This window comes from Arthrobacter sp. 92 (assembly GCF_050260325.1).
GTDB lineage: Bacteria > Actinomycetota > Actinomycetes > Actinomycetales > Micrococcaceae > Arthrobacter.
The window spans coordinates 2245431-2266709 of record NZ_CP189863.1 but is presented as its reverse complement, the minus strand read 5'-3'; the positions used below and the strand labels follow the sequence as shown (position 1 = coordinate 2266709).

At 65.4% G+C, this 21279-nt stretch carries 21 protein-coding genes; 11 read left to right on the top strand and 10 right to left on the bottom strand.

The features are described 5' to 3' along the window. Positions 1-79 precede the first annotated feature (79 nt). Positions 80-1165: an S-(hydroxymethyl)mycothiol dehydrogenase gene (locus ACP4XC_RS10425; RefSeq protein WP_427174894.1), complete on the top strand. Its 1086-nt coding sequence runs from the start codon at positions 80-82 to the stop codon at positions 1163-1165. After that, a complete protein-coding gene (locus ACP4XC_RS10420) occupies positions 1162-1794 on the top strand; it encodes an MBL fold metallo-hydrolase (RefSeq protein ID WP_427174893.1) in 633 nt (210 codons plus the stop codon). The genes ACP4XC_RS10425 and ACP4XC_RS10420 overlap by 4 nt, the downstream gene beginning before the upstream one ends. A gap of 51 nt (positions 1795-1845) precedes the next feature. On the opposite strand, the gene ACP4XC_RS10415 is transcribed toward ACP4XC_RS10420, so the two are convergent. Continuing rightward, positions 1846-2592, bottom strand: a complete 747-nt coding sequence (locus ACP4XC_RS10415; protein WP_427175082.1) for a lipoate--protein ligase family protein — start codon at positions 2590-2592, stop codon at positions 1846-1848. Positions 2593-2608: 16 nt separating this feature from the next. Here ACP4XC_RS10415 and ACP4XC_RS10410 point away from each other — a divergent pair, with 16 nt between their 5' ends. Further along, the gene (locus tag ACP4XC_RS10410; RefSeq protein WP_427174892.1) at positions 2609-2992 is read left to right on the top strand and encodes a DUF2177 family protein; all 384 of its coding nucleotides are present in this window, start codon (positions 2609-2611) and stop codon (positions 2990-2992) included. Between the two features lie 5 nt (positions 2993-2997). Here ACP4XC_RS10410 and ACP4XC_RS10405 read toward each other — a convergent pair whose 3' ends face one another. Then, entirely contained in the window at positions 2998-3801 is an 804-nt protein-coding gene (locus tag ACP4XC_RS10405) for a thioesterase family protein (protein ID WP_427174891.1), read from the bottom strand. A gap of 172 nt (positions 3802-3973) precedes the next feature. Between ACP4XC_RS10405 and ACP4XC_RS10400 the strand changes: the two genes are divergently transcribed. From ACP4XC_RS10400 to ACP4XC_RS10380, 5 genes are all read left to right on the top strand, one after another. Then, complete coding sequence (locus ACP4XC_RS10400; protein WP_427175081.1) at positions 3974-4681, top strand: endonuclease/exonuclease/phosphatase family protein; 708 nt, start codon at positions 3974-3976, stop codon at positions 4679-4681. A gap of 138 nt (positions 4682-4819) precedes the next feature. Then, complete coding sequence (locus tag ACP4XC_RS10395) at positions 4820-6088, top strand: alkaline phosphatase family protein (protein WP_427174890.1); 1269 nt, start codon at positions 4820-4822, stop codon at positions 6086-6088. Then, positions 6085-7278, top strand: coding sequence for an alkaline phosphatase family protein (locus tag ACP4XC_RS10390; protein ID WP_427174889.1), 1194 nt, complete (start codon positions 6085-6087; stop codon positions 7276-7278). The genes ACP4XC_RS10395 and ACP4XC_RS10390 overlap by 4 nt, the downstream gene beginning before the upstream one ends. 129 nt (positions 7279-7407) lie before the next feature. Further along, complete coding sequence (locus tag ACP4XC_RS10385; protein ID WP_427174888.1) at positions 7408-8100, top strand: DedA family protein; 693 nt, start codon at positions 7408-7410, stop codon at positions 8098-8100. A 139-nt stretch (positions 8101-8239) separates the two neighbouring features. Then, positions 8240-9931: a SulP family inorganic anion transporter gene (locus ACP4XC_RS10380; RefSeq protein WP_427174887.1), complete on the top strand. Its 1692-nt coding sequence runs from the start codon at positions 8240-8242 to the stop codon at positions 9929-9931. A 51-nt stretch (positions 9932-9982) separates the two neighbouring features. Here the strand turns inward: ACP4XC_RS10380 and ACP4XC_RS10375 are convergent, their stop codons facing one another. Further along, positions 9983-11668: a DUF5671 domain-containing protein gene (locus ACP4XC_RS10375; RefSeq protein ID WP_427174886.1), complete on the bottom strand. Its 1686-nt coding sequence runs from the start codon at positions 11666-11668 to the stop codon at positions 9983-9985. Continuing rightward, positions 11665-12129, bottom strand: a complete 465-nt coding sequence (locus tag ACP4XC_RS10370; protein ID WP_427174885.1) for a hypothetical protein — start codon at positions 12127-12129, stop codon at positions 11665-11667. The genes ACP4XC_RS10375 and ACP4XC_RS10370 overlap by 4 nt, the downstream gene beginning before the upstream one ends. 114 nt (positions 12130-12243) lie before the next feature. Here ACP4XC_RS10370 and ACP4XC_RS10365 point away from each other — a divergent pair, with 114 nt between their 5' ends. Then, complete coding sequence (locus ACP4XC_RS10365) at positions 12244-13728, top strand: DUF5129 domain-containing protein (protein ID WP_427174884.1); 1485 nt, start codon at positions 12244-12246, stop codon at positions 13726-13728. A 33-nt stretch (positions 13729-13761) separates the two neighbouring features. Here the strand turns inward: ACP4XC_RS10365 and mctP are convergent, their stop codons facing one another. The 6 genes from mctP to ACP4XC_RS10335 all read right to left on the bottom strand — a co-directional run bounded on the left by mctP (position 13762) and on the right by ACP4XC_RS10335 (position 18758). Then, on the bottom strand, positions 13762-15471 hold the full coding sequence (gene mctP / locus ACP4XC_RS10360) for a monocarboxylate uptake permease MctP (RefSeq protein WP_427174883.1): 1710 nt from the start codon (positions 15469-15471) through the stop codon (positions 13762-13764). Continuing rightward, on the bottom strand, positions 15468-15782 hold the full coding sequence (locus tag ACP4XC_RS10355; RefSeq protein WP_427174882.1) for a DUF3311 domain-containing protein: 315 nt from the start codon (positions 15780-15782) through the stop codon (positions 15468-15470). Before ACP4XC_RS10355 ends, mctP begins: the two co-directional genes overlap by 4 nt. A gap of 114 nt (positions 15783-15896) precedes the next feature. Then, a complete protein-coding gene (locus tag ACP4XC_RS10350; RefSeq protein ID WP_427174881.1) occupies positions 15897-16739 on the bottom strand; it encodes an amino acid ABC transporter permease in 843 nt (280 codons plus the stop codon). A gap of 10 nt (positions 16740-16749) precedes the next feature. Next, the gene (locus ACP4XC_RS10345) at positions 16750-17397 is read right to left on the bottom strand and encodes an amino acid ABC transporter permease (protein ID WP_427174880.1); all 648 of its coding nucleotides are present in this window, start codon (positions 17395-17397) and stop codon (positions 16750-16752) included. Positions 17398-17407: 10 nt separating this feature from the next. Continuing rightward, complete coding sequence (locus ACP4XC_RS10340) at positions 17408-18388, bottom strand: glutamate ABC transporter substrate-binding protein (protein WP_427174879.1); 981 nt, start codon at positions 18386-18388, stop codon at positions 17408-17410. A 175-nt stretch (positions 18389-18563) separates the two neighbouring features. Then, positions 18564-18758 (bottom strand): DUF1918 domain-containing protein, encoded by a 195-nt coding sequence (locus ACP4XC_RS10335; RefSeq protein ID WP_427174878.1) that lies wholly within the window; start codon positions 18756-18758, stop codon positions 18564-18566. A gap of 72 nt (positions 18759-18830) precedes the next feature. On the opposite strand from ACP4XC_RS10335, the gene ACP4XC_RS10330 reads away from it, so the two are divergent. After that, positions 18831-19487: a TMEM175 family protein gene (locus ACP4XC_RS10330; protein WP_427174877.1), complete on the top strand. Its 657-nt coding sequence runs from the start codon at positions 18831-18833 to the stop codon at positions 19485-19487. A 253-nt stretch (positions 19488-19740) separates the two neighbouring features. Further along, complete coding sequence (locus ACP4XC_RS10325) at positions 19741-21237, top strand: polysaccharide deacetylase family protein (RefSeq protein ID WP_427174876.1); 1497 nt, start codon at positions 19741-19743, stop codon at positions 21235-21237. Positions 21238-21279: the final 42 nt, after the last annotated feature.

The following is a 21279-nucleotide window of genomic DNA, read 5'->3' as shown; positions in this document are numbered from 1 at the left end:
TCTCGGCCGTGTGATAGACAGTTCAGAGTCATATCCGCACTGAATCCATTTCCCGCACTTGTCCCCAAGGGAGCTTTCCGTGGTCCATAAAGTCAAAGGCGTAGTCGCCCGCTCCAAGGGAGCACCCGTCACCCTCGAAACCGTCCTGGTGCCGGATCCCGGTCCGGGCGAGGCGCTGGTGGACATCCTCACAAGCGGCGTCTGCCACACGGACCTGCACTACAAGATCGGCGCCATCAGCGACGATTTCCCGTTCCTGCTCGGCCACGAGGCCACCGGAGTGGTGAGCGCCGTGGGACCGGACGTCACGGACCTGGCGCCCGGCGACCGTGTGGTGCTCAACTGGCGCGCAGTGTGCGGGAGCTGCCGGGCCTGCAGGCGCGGACAGCCGCAGTACTGTTTCAACACGCATAATGCCACCCAGAAGATGACCCTCGAAGACGGCACGGAGCTCTCCGCCGCCTTGGGCATCGGCGCTTTCATTGAGAAGACGCTCGTCGCCGCCGGCCAGTGCACCAAGGTGGACCCCGACGCCGACCCCGCCGCGATCGGCCTGCTCGGCTGTGGCGTGATGGCGGGTATCGGTGCCGCCATCAACACCGGAGGCGTTAAGCGCGGCGATTCCGTTGCGGTGATCGGCTGCGGCGGGGTGGGCGTTGCCGCCATCGCCGGGGCTGCGCTCGCGGGTGCCACCACCATCATTGCCGTGGACATCGACGCCCAGAAACTCGACCGGGCCAAGGGCCTTGGCGCCACCCACACGGTGGACTCATCCGCCGTCGACCCCGTGGAAAAAATCCGGGAACTCACCGGCGGTTTCGGCGCTGACGTGGTGATCGACGCCGTCGGACGCCCCGAAACCTACAAGCAGGCCTTTTATGCGCGCGATCTCGCCGGCACCGTGGTCCTGGTGGGCGTTCCCAGCCCGGAAATGACGATCGAACTGCCGTTGCTGGACGTCTTCGGCCGGGGCGGCTCTTTGAAGTCCTCCTGGTACGGGGACTGCCTGCCCTCCCGGGACTTCCCAATGCTGATCGATCTTTACCGCCAGGGCAAGCTGGATCTGGACGCCTTTGTGACCGAGCGGATCACCATTGACCAGATCGAGGAAGCCTTCGAAAAGATGCACGCCGGCTCGGTGCTGCGCTCAGTGGTGGAACTGTGAGCGGGGTTCGGATAGACCGGCTGGTCACCTCCGGAACGTTTTCGCTCGATGGCGGCACGTGGGACGTTGAGAACAACGTGTGGATCGTCGGCAACGACGATGAATGTGTCATCATCGACCCGGCCCACGATGCCGACGCCGTGGCAGGGGCCGTTGCCGGCCGCAAAGTCACGGCGATCCTGCTCACCCACGGGCACGATGACCACATCGGCGCAGTCGGCAAAGTCCGCACCCTGGTCAGCGCCCCGGTCCACCTGAACCGGGAAGACTGGATGCTCTGGGAACAGGTCTTCCCCGGTTCGGAGCCGGACCACGACATCAGCGACGGCGAGACTTTCAACGTCGCAGGCACCCGGCTCGTGGCCCTGCACACGCCTGGGCACTCGCCCGGGTCAATGTGCTTCTACCTGGAAAGCGAAGGCACGGTTTTCAGCGGCGACACCCTGTTTCAGGGCGGCCCGGGCGCCACGGGACGGTCGTACAGCGATTTCCCCACCATCATCGACTCCATCCGGAACAGGGTACTGACGCTTCCTTCGGGAACAGTGGTGCGAACCGGGCATGGAGATACGACGACGGTGGGCGCCGAGGCCCCGCAACTTCAGGAATGGATAAAGCGGGCGCACTGACCCTGACTTGCACGAACGGCCGGGCACCGACGGTGGCCGGCCGTTCGTGCATCAGCGCAGAGTCGAGAAATGCGCGTAGCTGAGCGAGGCGTAACCGGCGTAGGCGTCGATAACGGCGTTTTCAATGGCGGCCACGTCGAGACCCGGGACCAGATCAGTCACGGCGCCGGCGGTGGCGGGATCCCAGTCCAGGCCGAGTGCCTCATAGCTTGCGGTCAGCACCTCGCGGATCGGTGTGGAGTTTTCCACCACGATGACCGAACTGAACAGCCAGCCTCCGGAAACGACCCGCTGGGCCGTGCCGATGAGCTTAACGGGATGCTGCGGATCCGCCGGATTGAGGCCGTGGACACTGAACTCACCAGGGCAATACTCGCCCGGGATTTCCCCGACGGCTGCGTGGACCCCCGCGCCGCGCAGCGCCCCGGCCAGCATTTCACCGAAGAAGGCGAAGCGCCCTTTAGCCCCGGCGATGGCATCCGCATTCGGCTCCACATGGTCGATCACCAGGGTCCCTTCATGGTAGGCGGCCGCACGGCCCCCCGCCTTCCGCACCAGTGGCTCAAAGCCGAGGTCACGGCAGGCCCGGGCAGCGGCCTCGAAACCCGGCAGATGGGCGTCGCGCTGGCCGAACGCCACGGTGGGGGCCGGCCGGTAGGTCCTGAGGGTGGGCCCCACTTTGCCCGTCCTGGCCAGGCCCAGCAATTCGATTCCAAACTCAAGGTCCCGTGCCGCGCCCAGCGAATGCTCCTGCCGGACAATCGTTAGCGTCCGTGTGCCGCCCGCGGCGTCCTGCATCTTGCTAAGCTCCCTTATGGTCATTCTGCAATTCCTCGTCGTCGCCGCTGCGTTCGCCGTGATTGACGCCGTCTGGCTGAAGTCCATGAATCCGTTCTACCGCAGGCAGATCGGCGCGCTGCTGGCCGACCGGCCCAATCTAGGGTACGCGGTGGTCTTTTACGTGATGTACATAGCCGGAATAGTGTTCTTTGCGCTTCAGCCGGCGCTCGACGGCGGCAGCTGGCTGACCGCCGTCGGCTACGGAGCGGCGCTGGGCGCCTTCGCCTACGCAACGTACGACCTCACCAACGCCGCCACCCTCAAGACCTGGCCCCTGCAACTGATCATCGTCGACATTCTCTGGGGCGCCGCGTTAACGGCCCTCGCCACCCTCGCCGGCTGGCTCGTCTTCCACTAGTCCTGTCAGGTCCTTCGCAACGTCAGGATCTGCTCGGCCCGCCCGAACGGCCCAGTCAGGTCATGGAGCACCGTTGAGGTGAGCCCGATGCCGTCCGCGCCGAACGAAACAGCGTTGTCCAGCCCAAGCCACTCCCCAGTTGGCCGCCGGTACATGTGGATCTGAAGGTCCAGATTGGGGAAGGCATAGCTGCCCTTTCCCGGCGGAACCCGTGCCGCGATCCCGTTCGCCGTGTCCACCATGCCCATCAGCCGCGCCAGGTCTCCGCTGTCGGCCCGGTCAGTGAGCGGGTGGGCGGTGCGGATCCACACCGTCCCCGAGCCGGCGCGGTGACCGTCGGCCACGCGCATTTCCAGGGAACGGATGTAACCGCCTGGCCACACCCCTGCGGCGTCGTATGGCTTGCACTCCTCCGGCGTGGGGATGGCGTGGTCTTCGACGGCCGCAATGGCGGAGGTGTCGCTGGTGATCATGCGCCACGCGGTGGCACGGATGGCCACCCGCCCTCCCGCCACAAGCTCCGCCTGGAGGAGCTCGATGGTGCGGCCAGGCCGCAGGGTGGCGGTGACGACGTCACATTCGCCCTCTGGAATCAGCCCCAGGATCTCGTAGCTGAGGCGGGCCATGCGCATATCGCCCCGCGGCTGGTGTCGTTCAAGGCAGTCAGCCATCAGCCCTGAGGCAGGCGCCATGTGCTGCTCGTGCTCGTTCCAGGCGCCCTGGGCGTGGATGGTGGAGCGGAAGCGTCCGGCGCCCAGATCCTGATAATAGAAGTCGCCTTCGGCAAGTTCCGGAAGTGCAGCAGTCAACGTCGCCCCTTTCGCGCGGCGGGAGATGATCCCAGAACACACTATCGCTTCCCGCCCTGCTCCCGCTTCCTGAACGGGAGCTGCGGAAACCGCGGGCCTCCTGTGCTGCGTGGCATCTACTGGGTAGACTCAGGAACTGGTTCTCCTTACTACCCTCAGAAGAGGTATTCCCCTGTTACGAGTCATTAGCTACAACCTCCGCAAGCACAAGGCAAGTGGCGAGCTGGTCGATCTGGCAACTGATTTCGGAATAGATGCGTTGTGTCTGCAGGAGTGTGACACCTCGGATCTGCCCGAAACGCTGGGGCCGCTGCATCTTGCCGACTCCACCAAGGGAAACCGGCTCGGTCTGGCGATCTACTACCGGATGGACCGCTTCACGGCCTTCGAAACCAATACGTTCGCCCTGAAGAAGTCACTCCACGACCGTGTGCTGGCCCCGGCGCATGAGCGCCTGATCGGCACGCGGGTGGTGGACAACGAGACCGACCACGAGCTGGTGATCGCGTCCTTCCACGCGGCCCCGCTGACGGCATCGAACTCGCTGCGGCGCAAGCAAATCAAGGCGGCGCACGCGGAACTCCTCGGTATGGGCAGCGGACTGATGACCCTGATGGTGGGAGACTTCAACTACCCGTTCTTCACCAAGAGCCTTACCGAACACATGAAGAATGCCGGGTATGAGCTCTCACTCAGCGACCGCCGGACCTACACCCGTTACAAGGTCTTCAAGGGCCATTTCGACTTCGCAACCTCCCTGGGGCTGGATATCGAGAACGTCGAAACCCTGCCGCGCGGGGCATCCGATCACCTCCCCATCCTCGTGTCGGCCGAATATGGCCAGGACTCCACCCCGATCCAGGGAACACCGGACGCCTGACCCGCCGGAGGCGGTCACGCGCAGGTCCCGGGCGGGGACCGGAGAGAAAACGGCCTGGGATGAACAGCCGGTTAAGGCTCGGTGGACCAAGGGGTTATCCACGGGATTACGCAACCTCGATGTGATCTACTTTGGGGCGTGAACTTTACCCGACGTAAACTTATGACCGCGGCCGGCACCGCCGCGGCCGCCGCCTTGGCAGCGGGAAGCGCCCTGCGCCCGGCTTCTGCGGCCACTGCGCCGCTTCCTTCGGCCGCCGCTTCCGGGATCGAGCACATCATCGTGGTAATGATGGAGAACCGTTCCTTCGACCACTTCCTCGGATGGATGCCCGGTGCCGACGGCAAGCAGTCCGGACTGAGCTACACGGACCGCTACGGGATTCCGCATGTGACCCACCATTTGACGGATTTCCAGGGCTGCGGGCATCCCGACCCGGACCACTCGTACGAGGGCGGCCGCATACAGTACAACAACGGCAGCAACAACGGCTGGCTGCGTGCCGGCGAAAACGACGAGTTCGCCGTCGGCTACTACGATGCCGCCGATCTGGACTTCTGGCGCCAGGCCGGACCCGACTGGACCGTGTGCGACCGGTACTTCGCCGCGACGATGGCCGAAACCTATCCGAACCGCTTCTACCAGCACGCGGCCGCCACCGACCGCCTCCACAACTCCACGGTGACGTCCACGCTCCCCACCATCTGGGACCGGCTGGCCGCCGCCGGGGTCTCCGGAAAGTACTACTACGGTGACATCCCGTTCACGGCGCTGTGGGGCACGAAGTACCTGGGCATCTCGCACCCCTATGCCGAATTCCTCACCGACTGTGCCGGCGGAGCCCTCCCCGCGGTGTCCTTCGTGGATCCCCGTTTCACCGATGAAGGCTCCGGCACTTCCGGGGACGACCACCCGCACGCCGATATCCGCTCCGGGGAGACATTCCTGGCCGAGGTCTACAAGGCGGTGACTACGGGCCCAGGCTGGGCCAACACCCTGCTGGTCATCAATTATGACGAATGGGGCGGGTTCTACGACCACGTCCCCCCGGCCACAGCCCCGGACACGAGCACAGAGACGGCACTGCGCGGTTTCCGCGTGCCGTCCGTGGTCATCTCCCCGCGCGCCCGACGCCGGTACGTCGCCCACGACGTCTACGACCACACCTCGGTCCTGAAAGCGATCGAGTGGCGGTGGAACCTGGCGCCGCTGACACCACGGGACAAGGCTGCGCGCAACATCGCCGAAGTCCTGGACTTCAGCGGCGCGCCGAACCTGGCGGCCCCCCACTACCTGGTCCCGCCCTTCGTCGCCGGGCCCGCCTGCTCCCCTGTGGGTCCTCCGCCGGCCGAGGAATGGTCGGGACTGAAAGATAAAGCCCTCGCGGACGGATGGACACTGCCATGACCACTCACCACGAAGCCGGAAAAGCGACAAGCCCGGAGCGGCGGCGCCGTATCCGGAGAATCCGCCGCGCCGCGGCCGCAGTCCCCATCATCCTGACGGCGGCGGTAGTCGGCTACGGGGCCAGCCAGCCCCCTGCGACCGCCAGCGTGCCGGCAACGACTGCCACATCGACCCAGGGCTCGGGCTACCTGCCAGGAGCCCAGCACTTCTTCGTCATCAATCTGGAGAACAAAGGCTACGACACGACGTGGGGCCTTGGGTCGGCGGCGCCCTATCTGTCCCAGACCCTGCGGAGCCAAGGCGTGCTGCTGAACCAGTACTTCGGCACCGCCCACAACTCCCAGCCGAACTACGTGGCACAAATCTCGGGGCAAGGACCGAACCCGCAGATGCAGGCCGACTGCCAGAGCTACGCACCGTTCCTCGGGTCGGGAACCGCCAGCCCCGGCCAGGCTGTCGGCGACGGATGCGTCTTCCCGGCCGATGTCCCCACGGTCGCCGGCCAACTGACCTCTGCCGGAAAGACCTGGAAGGGCTACATGGAGGACATGGGAACCGCGTGCCGGCATCCCGCCCCGGGCGCGGTGGACGACACCCAGAAGGCGAAGGTCGGGGATCAGTACGCCGCCCGCCACAACCCGTTCGTGTACTTCGCCGGTATCACCGGGTCACCCGACTGCGCCAGGAACGACGTCGACCTAGCCGCCCTGAAAACGGACCTCGCCTCCACCGCCACCACCCCGAACCTGTCGATGATCACCCCAAACCTCTGCCACGACGGACACGACTCCCCCTGCGTGGACGGCCAGCCCGGAGGCCTCGCCAGCGCGGACCAATGGCTCAAGGACTGGGTCCCGGCCATCACCTCCTCCCCCGCCTTCAAGAAAGACGGCGTCCTGGTGATCACCTTTGACGAATCAGACAGCCCGCAATCGGATGCGGCCGCCTGCTGCGGCGAGGGGCCCGGCCCTAACTCGGCGTTGCCGGGCATCACCGGATTGGGTGGCGGCAGGGTCGGCGCCTTGGTCCTGTCGCCCTTCACCAAGGCAGGCACCTGGTCCACCACCCCCTACAACCATTACAGCCTGCTCGCCAGCATCGAAGACACGTTCACCCTGCCATACCTCGGCTACGCCGGAACGCCCGGGCTCAACCGGTTCGGACTGGATGTCTACAACGCAGGAGTCTGATCTGCGGGGAATCTTGTGAAGTTCTTGGAGTCCGTGGGGAAGAGTGGCGGGGACGGCCACAGGGCGCCCATCCGGGGGCCGCGGGCCGCGTGCCAGGTCAGCTGCCGCCGCCGACATTGAGGAATCAACGTGTACCCGTCCCTGCTCCACACGCTCGCTCCCGTCCTGTCCGCCGCGCCTGTTCAGGCACTGGATCCGGCGAGCCTCCTGCAGGGGCTGGGACCGGCCACCCTGGCAGTGATCGCTGGCATGGTGTTTATCGAGTCCGGTGTGCTTTTCCCTTTCCTCCCGGGCGACTCGCTGCTCTTCACAGCAGGCCTCCTACACCGGGAACTGAACATCGGGCTGCCCGTCCTGATCGGTGTTGTCACTCTTGCCGCGGTGGCCGGTGACCAGGTGGGCTACATGCTCGGCAGGCGATTCGGCCGGAGGTGGTTTAAGGACGATGCCAGGATGCTTAAGACCGCGCACCTGGACGCCACGGAAGACTTCTTCCGCCGCCACGGCGGGCCCGCCGTCGTCCTTGCCCGTTTTGTTCCCCTGGTGCGCACCTTTGCGCCCTTGACCGCAGGCATCGGCCGCTACCACTACAAGTCGTTCACTCTGTGGAACATTGCCGGCGCCCTGGCCTGGGCCTCGTCAGTGACCCTGCTGGGTACCTGGCTGGGACATTTCAAGATCATCGCCGAGAACATCGATGTGATTGCCGTAGCCATGGTGCTGCTATCGGTGGTGCCGTGGGCCGTGCAGTTGCTCAAACGCCGCCGCGCAAACAGAGCGGCCCCGAAGGAAGACGAAGCGGAACTGGCAACGAAAGAGTAGCCTCCCGCCGCGAAATGAATGTCCGCTGCGCCCAGGCCATTACGGAGCAGACTTCGGCAACATAGAATCGAACATGGTCCGTGACGGAACCGGTTCCGCCCCTTGCGCGGAAACGGCACAGGGTTAGTACCGGGGCCACATGCGCGGAGACTGGATCCGGAAAGCCCCGCCGGGCATCAGGGTGGCCCGTGGCTATCAGCGGTCCTGGCTGAAGTCCGATCTCGCTGCCGGTGCCGCGCTGAGCGCCGCGCTCATTCCGGCGGGAATGGCCTATGCCGAGGCATCCGGCTTGCCTGCCGTGACAGGCCTGTACGCCTCCGTCGTACCCCTTCTCGTCTACGCGGTCTTCAGCCCGTCCCGTGTGCTGATCGTGGGGCCGGATTCCTCCCTGGCGCCGATGATTGCCGCGGCCGTGCTTCCGCTGGCGGCCGGGGACCCCGGGCGGGCGGTGGCCCTCGCCGGCGTCCTGTCCATCCTGATTGGTGCCATTCTGATCACCGGCCGGCTGTTTAGGCTGGGGTTCGTGACGGGATTGCTGTCCAAGCCAATCCGCGTGGGTTACCTCAACGGCATCGCCTTGACTGTCATTGTCAGCCAACTGCCGCGCCTGCTGGGCTTCTCGGTTCCGTACGGCTCCCTGTCCGAGAGGGTGGCGGCCACGGCCGGAGCGGTTCTTCGCGGGGAGACCAACACCACCGCGCTGGTCTTCGGCGCCGGAGTGGTGGCGGTGGTTGTCCTGTGCCGCTTCCTGAGCTGGCGCCTGCCCGGGCTGCTGCTGGCCGTTATCGCGTCCACGGCCATCACGGCGGCCTGGAACCTCACGGCGGTACAGCCGACTGTCGGCGCCCTCCCCAGCGGCTTCCCCGCGCCAGCCTTGCAGGGCGTTGCCGCGGACGATGTTCTGGCCCTCATCGGGCCCGCGGCCGGCATTGCCCTCATCGCTTTCGCCGATACCTCCGTGCTGGCCAAGAGCCTCGCCTCCCGCCAGGGCGCCCGTGTGAATGGCGACCAGGAAATGGGCGCCTTGGGGATCGCGAACGCCGCCTCCGGTTTTTTCGGTGGTTTCCCGGTGTCCGGAAGCGCATCACGCACCCCCATTGCGATCGACGCTGGCGCGCGGAGCCCCCTCAGTGGTGTGGTGGCGGCGGTCCTCGTCACGCTGTTCATGGCCCTGGCACCCCAGGTAACGGCGTTCCTGCCGGCCAGTACCCTTGCCGCCGTCGTGATAATTGCGGCTGTATCCATCATCGATGTGCGGACCCTCGTCCGACTGGTCAGGATGAGCCGGACGGAAACCGCACTCCTTGTCGCCACGTTCCTGGGTGTTGCCTTTGTCGGTGTCCTGGAAGGCATCGTCATCGCAATTGCGTTGTCCTTGGTCGCCTTCATCCGCCAGGCCTGGGACCCCTACCGGACCGAGCTTGCCGGACTCGAGGATGTGCCGGGCTATCACGATCTCAGCAGGCACCCGGAGGGGCAGCGGGTCCCCGGGTTGGTGATCGCACGGTTCGATGCCCCGCTCTTCTTCGCGAACGGCGCGGTTTTCACCGAACACATCAGGAACCTCGTGGCCCGCGCCCCGGGTCCCGTCCGGTGCGTCATTGTTGCCTCCGAAGCCATTACCGGCCTGGATACCACCGCACTTGATGATCTGGTGGAGCTCGACGACGAACTCGCCAAGCGTGGGATCAGTCTCGTTTTCGCCGAGATGAAAGGCCCGATCAAGGACCGCCTGATCAAGTTCGGCGTGAGCAGCCGGTTCGGACCGGACCACTTTTTCCCCACCGTGACGAACGCGGTCAGGAGCTACAAGAGAGCGTATGGCCTCTAAGCCGGGGCCGGCCAAGAGGTCGGCCCACCCGTGCCTGCTTCCGGCGGCCGGTCACCCGGCAGCGAGCGGAATCACCTCCAGGTGGGACCCGGGACCGGTAATGACGAGAACCCGTTCGGCTGCCAGCCCCTCCAGAGCCCGCGCCAGCTGCTCCGTCAATTCCGCTGCGGCGGGCGCGGCCTCACCGGCGGGGAGGCCGCTATCGGCCCGCCGCCAGGCGATGACTTTGGCCCCGGTGACTTCTTCAATCGCCCTCGAGAGCGGGGCGGGGTCGCCGTCGGCCACGAGCATGACCTGGCCGATGGTCCGCCGGCGGTAAGGGGCTGCGGCCGCCACCGACGCCCGGTCCCGGCGCCACACCGCGAAATGGTATCCGGCCGCGAGCCCGGTGGCCACGAGCAAGCCCAGGGGCGCCCTGACCCGGTCCACGAGCCCCCCGCCGCTGACAGTGTCCAGCAGGAATTCAAAGACGCGGTAGCCGATCACCAGCAGGGTGATGACAGACACGATCGCACTGAGGCCAAAAACGGCGACCAGGTACACCCTGCGTCCGCGCAGGCCCAGCTCGGTTGGTTCCGGCGGGACTAACGGTTTCCACGTGACCCACCACAGCGGGCCGCCGACCACCAGGGAACTGATCCCGCCCAGCAGCAGGGTGCGGGTGTCTGCCCCGGCCAAGGGTGTGGCGGCTATGCCCAGAGCGGAGTTCACGATGACGCCGATTCCGGTTGCCGCGGCTGCCAGCGCCGCCCCGGAAGTCACCAGCTTGGCGGACTGCCGGGTCTTTTCGTCGCGCTGGGCGGCAATGCCGCGGTGATACGTCCAGATCAGGGGCCCGACGGCGGCGGCTGCGAGGGCAGCGCCGAGCGGCTCCAGCAATTGGCTCAAGGGGTCCGTCCGGTCAAAGGCCAGCCGGAGGAGCACGAACAGGACCGTCCCCGCACCGCCAAGGGCCAGAAGGATGGAGCCCAGGATACCCACAACCACCAGCGCCACATTGGCGAGCCCTGTTTGCAGGCGCGTGCCGGCGTCGTGAATCCAGTGCCACCACCAAATGATGCCGCCGCCGGCGGCCCACACCACCGATTGCAGGGCGTACCGCCACCATGGGTCTCCCAACGCCGCGGAATCGGTGAATCCGCGAACGGCGGTGTCCAGGAGGTCGGCGAGCGCCGTGACCGCTCCTCCCACACCAGTGATCAGCCCGAACACGTGGCCCGCTACCGTGGGTACGGTGGCGAGCTGAACGGGCCCTTTCCTCGGATGGCGTCCCATCCACCGGTGCCATGCCCAGACGCCGGCCCAGACCAGGCCGTTGGCCAACCGCTGCTGCCATCCCTGGCGTTCGCCGCCGATCAGCGATGAGAACATGCCGAGCAGTGCGGTGCTGAAGGTGATGAGGGACACCGTGTATACGGCCGTCAGGTACAGACCCCACGCGAGGGATTGGCGTTCCGTCGCCTCGTGGAGCCGACGCCATACAACCCACCAAAGGACGGCGGCGAGCGGGCCTCCGATCAGGGTGAACGCGAGCGAACGCGCAAGCCCCGCAATATCCCCTGCCGCGAGCACCGTGCCCGAGGAGAGCAGCCTGCCAAGCAGGCCACTGAGGCCGATCGCGCCTACCACCACGAGGGCAAACAGCAAGGTGTACATGACCAGGCGGCGCACCGTGGGCTGGGCGGTTCCCGGCGCCGTGGCCGGTGCGGGGGCAGGAGCTGTTCCGGCCGTACTCACTTGGTCACCGCCTTGTTAGGGCAAACGCGCAATTGGTAGGGAGCGGAGTCCACCAGCCACCGGCCATTTGTCTTGACCAGATCGAACACGTCTTCGGTTTCATACTCGGAACTGCCAAAGGGACCTCCCCCGTTCGAAACAGTAATCAGGACCTTCACGTCGGCGGAGGCGGGACGTTCCGTGGTGGAGACGAGCGTGACCCGCAGTTTGTTGGTGAACGGGCTCTCGAAGTTGATGCACTGACTCCGTGCGGCTTCCGTGAGGTAGGTCGCCGCCGTGGCCTCATCACCCTCGATGACGGCGGCCGTGTAGCGCTGCACTACACCCTGCGGGGTGGACTCGTCCAGCAAGGGCGCCGTGCCCCGCGAAAACACCACGGCGAGGGCCACCACCACGAGGAGGGCGATCACTGCGAGGATAACGGTCAGGGTCCGGTCAGGCTTTCTCGCCGCGGCGTTCATGTCGACAGTATTGCGCACTCCCCACCGGGTGGCCACGGTGACCTTTGGCCCTGTCCGGGACGGAATGGCATGCGCGAGGCTGGAGAGAACCGTTGCCTCAGGGGAAAAGGGATCATGCGCAAATCGCTGGCATGCGCACTGTTGGCACTTCTCGCGCTGCTCGGGGGTACATTGCTGGGCGGTGCATTGCTCGGCGGCGCAACGGCGGCGCCGGCCGTGGCACCCGTTGAAGTGGTGGTGCAGGACGATGCCGGTGTGCTCTACCAGGCTCAGTTGTTGCCGGCACTGCGGTCGATCGACTTCTACGAGCCCACCGAGGTGGCGGTATACACATACAACGGTTCAGCCAGCGACAATCTCAACGAGAAAGTCCTGCAGTACGCCCGCAGCAACCATCCGGAGTGGATCAGCGCGGACGGCCAAAAGTGGGCGGATGGCCTCTTTATCTTCGCGCTGGATCCAGTGGGACGGCATGTGGGCACGTACATGGGCGAGGACCGCAAAGTTTCCCTGGCACAGCGCGAGGACATCCAGAATGCGGGCAAGGATCTCTTTCGGGATGCCCAGTGGACGGAGGGGACCATCGCCGGCATCCGTCGTGGAGCCGAGCTGATCAACCAGCCGTGGTACCGGTTCTGGGCCTTCGTCGGCATGTTGTGGGCCTCCGGCGGGGTGGTCGTCGCGGGTGCCTTGGTATGGCTGATTGTGCGGGTCCGGACCAAAACCAAGAGCCGCGCGGAGCTTGCCCGGGGCGAGCGGAGCTATGCAAACGTCAGCACGGACCTGCAGGTCACGGAGCTTAACGCCGCAACCATCCCCGAGGGCTCCCGGTACGGAAGCATCGTGCTGGAGAAGCACCGCACGTTCCTAAACCGGTATAACGCGGCCACCGAGCTGTCCAACGCCGTCCATGACCTCACACCGGCGGCGCTGGGGCAGCGGAAGAACCTGAAGCTGGTGCGCGAATTCGCCGCCGCGACTACCGAACTGGACGCGCTTGACGACGTCATTGCCGATACCAATGCCCTGCTCAACCACGCGTCCGGCTGGGCGACAGCCTGGGACCGTCAGGTGGCCCCCTTGCGAACCGACTTGGACGGGATTGAGGACTTGCTGGCACGGGACGACGCGCAGGGCGATTCCGCCACCGCAGCGGCGCTGCGCGCCTTCCGGGACGCCACCAGACGCGATCTTGAACAATGGGCCGCCGAGCTGGAAAGCGGCAGGATCAGCCCCGAATCCGCACTGGACCGGCTGAGGGACGCCCGGACGGAGTTGAGCACCCTGCTGAAGAACCACGCCGAAACCGTCATCGAGGGCTACGCCCGGAACGAGCGGGAAGCCAGGTTGATGCGCAAGGAAATGGAAGGGGCCCCGAACCGCGGCGGGAAGGGCAACCCGGGACAGACATACGGGCCGGGCATCCTGGGCACCGTCTACCCCTCCACCTATTTCTTCTCGGTCCCCGTGTTCAACATCGGCTTCAGCAGCGCGGTCTCCGATATCAGCGCAGCGCGTGCCGGCGGAGGCGGCAGCACCACCGGTTACGGCAGCAGCGGGGGCAGCTTCTCCGGGTCCGGCAGTTCTTCCGGCTTCTAAGCGCCCGCTGCGGGCGACGTCGGCCAGGTAATTTCAGGCAATGGGCGCCGGGGGTAGCTGGGGCGCCATTTTGATGACTTTCGGGTCATGTTCGTCGGCGCCGTAGTCGGAGGGGCGGGTGATGTCGGTGCCGTCCGCGAGCTTAAGGGCCCGGAAGACAACGCTCAGCACCGCTGCCACGACAAGGTTCAGTCCGAAGGCGACCACGGCGATGTACACCTGGACGTCCGTGCCCGGAATGGCCGCGATGGAGCCGCCAAAATGCTGTTTCGTCACTGGGTTGACCACGTTGTAGGCGGCCACGGTGCCGTAGATAATCCCGGCAGCCCAGCCTGCGAGGAGGGCCCAACGGTGGAACCAGCGTGTGTAGAGCCCGGCCACGATGGATGGAAAGGTCTGCAGGATCCAGATCCCGCCCAGGAGCTGCAGATTGATCGCTGCCGATTGGTCCATCGCGATAACAAAGATCAGGGCGCCGAACTTCACCACCAGCGACACGATCTTTGACACTTTCGCCTCGGTCCTGGGGGTCACGTCGGGCCGGAAGATGTCCCGGTAAATGTTCCGTGTGAACAGGTTCGCTGCGGCGATGGACATGATGGCAGCAGGAACCAGGGCGCCGACGGCGATTGCTCCCAGGGCGATCCCGGCGAACCAGGACGGGAAGTTGTCCAGGAACAGCTGCGGCACCACGAGCTGGGGATTGATGGTCTTGCCGTCCAGTTCCGTGGGCTTGGTCCCTGCCGCGATTGCCACGTACCCCAGCAGAGCCAGGAAGCCCAGAACCAGGGAGTACAGCGGCAGCAGCGCGGCGTTCTTTCGGATGGTGTTCCGGCTCTTCGTGGCCAGGACGCCGGTGACGGAGTGCGGGTACATGAACAGGGCCAGGGCCGAGCCCAACGCCAGCGTCCAGTAGGCGGAGTAGCTGGCCGCGCCCGGGATGACCGAACCGACGGGCTTGCCGGTGGCCGGGCTGACCGCTGTCAGCTTGGTCTGGGCGGCATCGAAAATCGGGCCCCAGCCGCCGAATTTTGCCGGCAGGTAGACGATTGCCACGATGACGGCCAGATAAATCAGCACATCCTTGACCACCGCGATCATGGCCGGAGCCCGCAGCCCGGAGGTGTAGGTGTAGGCGGCGAGGACCACGAAGGCGACGATCAACGGCAGGTCGCTGAGCAGGACGTTCTCCGCGCTGCCGACGCCGAGGACGGTCAGGACCGATTTGATGCCCACCAGTTGCAGCGCGATGTAGGGCATTGTGGCCACGATGCCGGTGAGCGCGATCGCGATGGACAGCGGTTTGCTGCCGTAGCGCCCGCCCACGAAGTCAGCCGTGGTGACGAAGCCGTGCCGGTGCGAAACAGACCACAACCGGCTCATCAGCAGGAAAACGATGGGGTACAGCACCACCGTGTAAGGGACCGCGAAGAATCCGCTCACGGCGCCGGTGGCCCACATCGCCGCCGGCACTGCCACAAATGTGTAGGCCGTATACAGGTCTCCGCCGAGCAGGAACCAGGTAACCCATGAGCCGAATTTCCGGCCGCCCAGGCCCCATTCATCCAGCGTGTGCAGCCCTGCCTTGCCGCCCCCGCGCCATCGGGCGGCGTAAAAGCCCAGCACACCCACCAGGATGAAGAGGAAAACGACGACGGCGAGCGCCACGCCGTCGATCGCCCGTGGCGCGTCCGCGGCCAGGACCAGCGACGACGCCGTACTGGAGCTAAATCCTGTGCTCATAACCGCCCACCGCCATCGTCAACCGCTGCCGCGCCGTCCCCGTTTGTCTTCAGCACCTCGCGGCGGCGCCTGTCCTCCACCGTCAGCACCCGGTAGCACAGTCCGATCATTGCCGCCTCGATTGGCACCAACAACATCTGGAACCAATAGAAGAAGGGCATCCCGGCCAGCCGGGGAGCGTCGCTGGCATAGATCGGCACAATGAGTGGGAAGGCAATTCCCAGAACAAGCAGAATCCCGCTGATCACATAGGGCCCGGTTCTGGCCGGACCGCGGGTCGGTGCATCCGAAGGGTCTGTCGGCATTGACATCTCGGCTCCTCAATGGAGAGCACAGTAAAGTCATCCCAGAATACGACTAATCGTTCCGGGCTCCTATAGCCGGGCGGTGCTCCATTGGGGCGGCGCCGTGATGGCCGACGTCGCCTACCCGATGCCCACTTCCAAGGTTTCCTGCCCCATACGGGCGGCCCGGCCGGACATCCGGCGTTCCAGGTACCGGGCCAGGTGTGAAATCAGGACGTTCGTGACCACGTACACCGCCGCGATGATCAGGTACGTCTGGATCAGGTGGTTGGTGTACGCCGTGAGATTGTTGGAGGTTTTCATCAGTTCGGGATAGCTGACGGCGTAGCCCAGGGTGGTGTCCTTGAGGAGCACCACCAGCTGGGCCACCATGGACGGCACCACAATCCTGATGGCCTGTGGCAAGACGATGCTGCGCAGGAGCTGCCCTTGCGACAGGCCCAGGCTGAGCCCGGCCTCACTTTGGCCTGAGGGAAGGGCTTTGATGCCTGCCCGGAAGATCTCCGCCATAACCGCCGAACTGCACAGTGTGATGGGGATGACCAGCTTCCAGAAGATATCCGGGTTGATCCCGTACTGGGGAAGTCCACTGACAAAGATGTAGACCACCAGGAGCAGCGGCACCGAACGGAAGAATTCGATCCATCCCGTCGAAAGGCGCCGAAGTGGTGTGCGTACCGACAGCCTGCCAAGGGCAAGGACAAGTCCCAGCGGCAGCGCAAAGACCGCGGACACAGCCGCCGCCACCACCGTATTGCCGAGCCCGGCAAGCAGGAAGAGCAGGTAAGGCCCTTGCGTGAATTCAGCCCAGCGGTCGGCGGCGAGCTGGCCGGCCTGGCCGAAGCGCAGCAGCACCACCGCGGCGAGGGCAGCGATGCCGACGAGGCTCAGCACCGTGATGATGCGGATCCGGCGCCGGGCTCTCGGGCCGGCCGCGTCGAAGAGGCTGTCCTGCGTGCTCATGGCAAGCCCCTCACCGCTGAACCCGCAGCCGTTGTTCCAGCCGGGCTCCCAAGCCGCCGGCGAGCAGCGAAATGACCACATAGGCGACCGCGGCCAGCAGATACGTGGTCAACCCCAGCGCCGCTTCGTTATTGATCTCAGAAACTTGCAGCGTTAGGTCCTTCACGCCGATGACGCCAGCCAGGGAGGAACTGAGCAGGATGCCGATGAACACGTTCACCACCGGCTGGATGACGCTGCGGAAGGCTTGGGGAAAGAGCACGTACCGGAGCACCCCGAAGAAATCCAGGCCAATGGAACGTGCGGCCTCAACCTGGCCCACGGACACGGCATTGACGCCGGTCCTGATTGCCTCACACGTGAACGCACCGCCCAGCAGAATCATGGAAATGGCCGCGCAGGTGAACAGGTCGAAGGTGACGCCGATGTCCGGGAGGCCGAAGGTCACCACCACCAGCAGGCTGATCAGCGGAATGTTGACGAAGAGCTCCACGTACAGCCGCCCGAGCGCGCGCAGGGGCACGATGGGGCTGACCCTGCAGGCCGCGATTGCCGTGCCGACCACCAGCGAGCCGAGGAAGGAGACGGCAGTCAGGCGCACCGTCATCCAGAGGCCGGCCAGCAGATCATCCAGGTAGGTGGTGAACAGCTGGTCCACAGGCGCGGCCTCAGGCGCCGATGGCGGGCGGCTTCGGCGGGTCGGTCTTGAGCACCTGGCCTACCGTGGCTTTCCAGAGTGCGTCCCAGGAGCCGTCGGACTCAACGATTTTCAGCCACGCGTTGACGAAGGCCAGCGCGTCCGTGCCCTTGTGCAACCCGATGCCGTATTTGTCGCTGTTGCCAAACGTCTCGCCGACGATCTTCACGTCCTTGTTCTTGGCTGCATCGGACAAAAGGATGGACTGATCGATCACGTAGGCCTCCACCCGGCCCTGCTGAACCGCCGCCAGGCACTTGGGGTTGTCGTCAAAGGTCTGGACATTGGCCTGCGGGGCCACCTCCTTGAGGAGCGTGACGCCGGTGGAGGCGCTTTGGGTTGCCACCGTTTTGCCAGCGAGGTCCGCCACGGACTTGATGGAGGTGTTGTCCGCCTTGACCAGGATGGCCGATTTTGACTCGTAGTAGGGGCCGCCGAAATCGACTTTCTCGGCACGCTTGGCTGTGATGGAGTACGTGGCAAAGATGACGTCCACCGAGTTGTTCTGCAGCAGCGTCTCGCGCGTGTCCACGGTGACCTGGGAGAGGTTCTCCTTGGGCTCCCCAATGATGTATTTGGCCAGCAGCTGTGACAGTCCGGCGTCGAAACCGGCGACTTTGCCGGTGGCCGGGTCCCGCAGCGAGAACAGCGTCGACGTGTCGGTGCCGCCACGCACCAGCTGGCCCTTGGCCTTGATGGCCTTCGCCCAGGCGCTCGCCTGCACCAGGGAGTCCGCGGCCACCGCACCCTTTGCCAGGACAGCATCGTAGGCGGCCAGATCGATGACCGATCCGCCCGCCGCCCCGCTGGACGTGCCGGACCCGGACGGAGTCGGCAGGGACGGTGTCCCCCCACACCCTGCAAGGGCCCCGGCCCCCAACGTTCCCAGCCCAAGGGCAAGCAGTCCTCGCCGGCTCAGCAGCAGTGACGAAACGCGTTCAAGATCTGACATGAGTTGGTCCTCTCGTGGCCGGCGACACCCACCCGATCGCCGTCGTCGGTTCCAACCTATGACCGAAGCCCCATCAAATTCGCGAACGCCACAAAAAACGGTCCCGGATCGTAACAATAAGCACGCTGACATGCTCAGCCGTGAAATGCTGCGGGCCGGGACCGGGACGGGGCCGTCAGGTCGTTTTGCGGACCGGGTCCACCACAAAATCACCGCCGGGAAAAACGATGGTCTCGTGTCCGTCATCGAACCGCACCTGGTAGGGCGGCGCACCGTCCGCCCCCCGAACCTCAATGATCTCGCCGTGCCTGTCTGAGGATTCGACCGTCTTTCCCCTGATGGTGATGCGGTCTCCTTGTGCTGCCTTCATGGAAATCACCTCCCAGAACCAGACTACGAGTCCGGGGCGGCGGTGGGAACAGTGCCAGAGACAGGGAATCGGATGACGTTCGCTGTGGGCGGCGGCCGGTTTACTCTGGAGGCATTCGCATCCGTCGAGGCTAGGAACCAGATGAACAAGAACCGGCTCGAGGCATTCAGTGACGGAGTCCTGGCCATCATCATCACGGTCATGGTCATTGAGCTCCACACACCGGCCGAACCCACCTGGCACGCGCTGGTCGACGTGCTGCCAACAGTTTTGAGCTACCTGCTCAGCTTCGTTTTCGTGGGAATTTACTGGAACAACCACCACCACATGCTCCACCTGGCCGGGCACGTCAATGGCGGCATCCTGTGGGCGAATCTCCACCTCCTGTTCTGGCTGTCGCTGGTTCCCTTCACCACCCGCTGGATGGGCGATACCGGCTTCGTGGAGATTCCGGTGCTGACCTATGGCGTGAATCTCCTGCTCGCGGCAATCGCCTATTTTGTCCTAAGGTCCGCCATCATCCGCGAGCAGGGTGCCGACGGGCCCCTGGCCCAGGCAGTGGGCCGTGACTGGAAGGGTAAGCTCTCGCCCCTGCTTTACGTCCTGGGCCTGGTCCTGGCCGGGCTCAATCCGGGCTTCGGGATGGCCGCGTACGCCCTGGTGGCACTGATCTGGCTCATTCCGGACCGGCGGCTGGAACTCTTCGTCCGTCAGCAGGGCCGGAGCTAGCCCAGCACTCCCGCAATGCCGGGGCCCTCGCCCTGAGGCGAGTACTTATACTTGGATTTTGGTTTTGTCAAATACGAGTGTTTTGCCCCTCGGGGTTCCGGCGTATTCTACGTGCATACAGTCGGCGGAGTGCAGCACTCTTGGAGGTCCCCTCATGCGCTCGTTGAACAAGCCCAGCAATGTTCAGCAAGGTCCAACCGCACCTCGAGGTCCCGATGGGCGTGGAAGGCCCAACCTGCGGCTGAGCGCCGTAGTGAGCGCGCTGCTGCTGGCGGCGGCATCGCTTTTTGGTGCAGTGGTTCCCGCGCAAGCGGCGAACAAGACGATCGTGAGCCTGACCTTTGACGACGGAAACGCCAATCAGCTCCAGGCGGCGCAGGTCCTGAAGGCGCACGGGCTGGTGGGCACCTTCTTCATCACCACCAGCTGGATCGGGACGTCCGGGTATCTCACCCAGGCGAATCTGCACACACTGGCCACGGACGGCAACGAGATCGGTGGCCATACAGTCACCCACCCGGATTTGACCACGCTCACCGCCGCGGCCGCAACCTCGGAAGTCTGCAACGGCAAGACCACCCTTGAGGGCTGGGGCTTCCATGTAACGGACTTCGCCTATCCGTTCGCCGCGGTCAACGCAACCGCCCAGACAGCCGTTAAAGACTGCGGATACGCCAGTGGCCGCGGTCTGGGCGATATCCGTTCGCCGGCGAGCTGCCCCACCTGCCCCGTCGCCGAAACGCTTCCGCCACAGGAACCGCTGGTCACCAAGGCCCCGGACGAGGTGGACAGCACCTGGACCCTCAAGAATCTGCAGGACCTGGTCACCAACGCCGAGACAACCGGCGGATGGCTCCAGCTGACGTTCCATCACATCGCAGTGGGAACGGACCCGACGCTGACCATCAGCCCCACGCTTTTCGATAGTTTCATCACGTGGCTGGCGGCGCGGACTGCAAATGGGACAACCTCGGTCCAGACGGTGGCCCAGGCCCTGGGCCAGTCCGTCGCACCCGTTCCCAACCCGTCTCCGTCTCCGTCCCCCTCGCCGTCACCGTCTCCGTCCCCCTCGCCGTCACCGTCGGGCGGCTACGCCACCACCGGCGCGATCGGCGCGGCCTGGACGGCGCAGGGTTCGGCAGCCGGGTCGCTGGGCAATCCGATTTCCAATGAAGTCACCGGACTGAAGAATGGCGGGGCGTACCAGGCCTTCCAATATGGAAAGATCCACTGGTCCCCGGCCACGGGGGCGCACATCACCAAGGGCGCGAACGCCGCGGCCTGGGCCGCCCTGAACTGGGAAAACGGTCCACTTGGCTATCCGACGTCCGATGAAGTGGCCGGGTTGAGGGGCGGCGGCGTGTACCAGTCGTTCGAAGGCGGCCAGATCCACTGGTCCTCCGGTTCCGGGGCGCACTTTACCAAGGGGGCCATCGACGCCACGTGGGCGGCACAGGGCTGGGAAAACGGCTCGCTCGGCTACCCGACCACCGATGAGATCGGCGGACTCAAGAGCGCGGGCGCCTACCAAGGGTTCCAAGGCGGCCAGGTTCACTGGTCGGCCGCCTCCGGAGCGCACATCACCAAGGGCGCCATTGACGCTGCGTGGGCGGCGCAGGGCTGGGAAAACGGCCGGCTCGGTTACCCCACCAGCAACGAGTACGCCGTGGCGGGCGGCATGGCCCAGAACTACCAAGGCGGCGTGGTCACATGGCAGGCGAGCCGCGGTGTGGTCATCACGTACGGCTAACTGAGCGACAAGCCGACTGAACAGTAAACGTTCGGCGGTAGG

Coding starts and splice junctions, on each gene's coding strand:
- ACP4XC_RS10380 (WP_427174887.1), top strand. CDS start 8,240: ATGCGCGGAGACTGGATCCGGAAAGCCCCGCCGGGCATCAGGGTGGCC.
- mctP (WP_427174883.1), bottom strand. CDS start 15,471: ATGAGCACAGGATTTAGCTCCAGTACGGCGTCGTCGCTGGTCCTGGCC.
- ACP4XC_RS10340 (WP_427174879.1), bottom strand. CDS start 18,388: ATGTCAGATCTTGAACGCGTTTCGTCACTGCTGCTGAGCCGGCGAGGA.
- ACP4XC_RS10335 (WP_427174878.1), bottom strand. CDS start 18,758: ATGAAGGCAGCACAAGGAGACCGCATCACCATCAGGGGAAAGACGGTC.
- ACP4XC_RS10415 (WP_427175082.1), bottom strand. CDS start 2,592: ATGCAGGACGCCGCGGGCGGCACACGGACGCTAACGATTGTCCGGCAG.
- ACP4XC_RS10330 (WP_427174877.1), top strand. CDS start 18,831: ATGACGTTCGCTGTGGGCGGCGGCCGGTTTACTCTGGAGGCATTCGCA.
- ACP4XC_RS10355 (WP_427174882.1), bottom strand. CDS start 15,782: ATGTCAATGCCGACAGACCCTTCGGATGCACCGACCCGCGGTCCGGCC.
- ACP4XC_RS10390 (WP_427174889.1), top strand. CDS start 6,085: ATGACCACTCACCACGAAGCCGGAAAAGCGACAAGCCCGGAGCGGCGG.
- ACP4XC_RS10350 (WP_427174881.1), bottom strand. CDS start 16,739: ATGAGCACGCAGGACAGCCTCTTCGACGCGGCCGGCCCGAGAGCCCGG.
- ACP4XC_RS10410 (WP_427174892.1), top strand. CDS start 2,609: ATGGTCATTCTGCAATTCCTCGTCGTCGCCGCTGCGTTCGCCGTGATT.
- ACP4XC_RS10365 (WP_427174884.1), top strand. CDS start 12,244: ATGCGCAAATCGCTGGCATGCGCACTGTTGGCACTTCTCGCGCTGCTC.
- ACP4XC_RS10370 (WP_427174885.1), bottom strand. CDS start 12,129: ATGAACGCCGCGGCGAGAAAGCCTGACCGGACCCTGACCGTTATCCTC.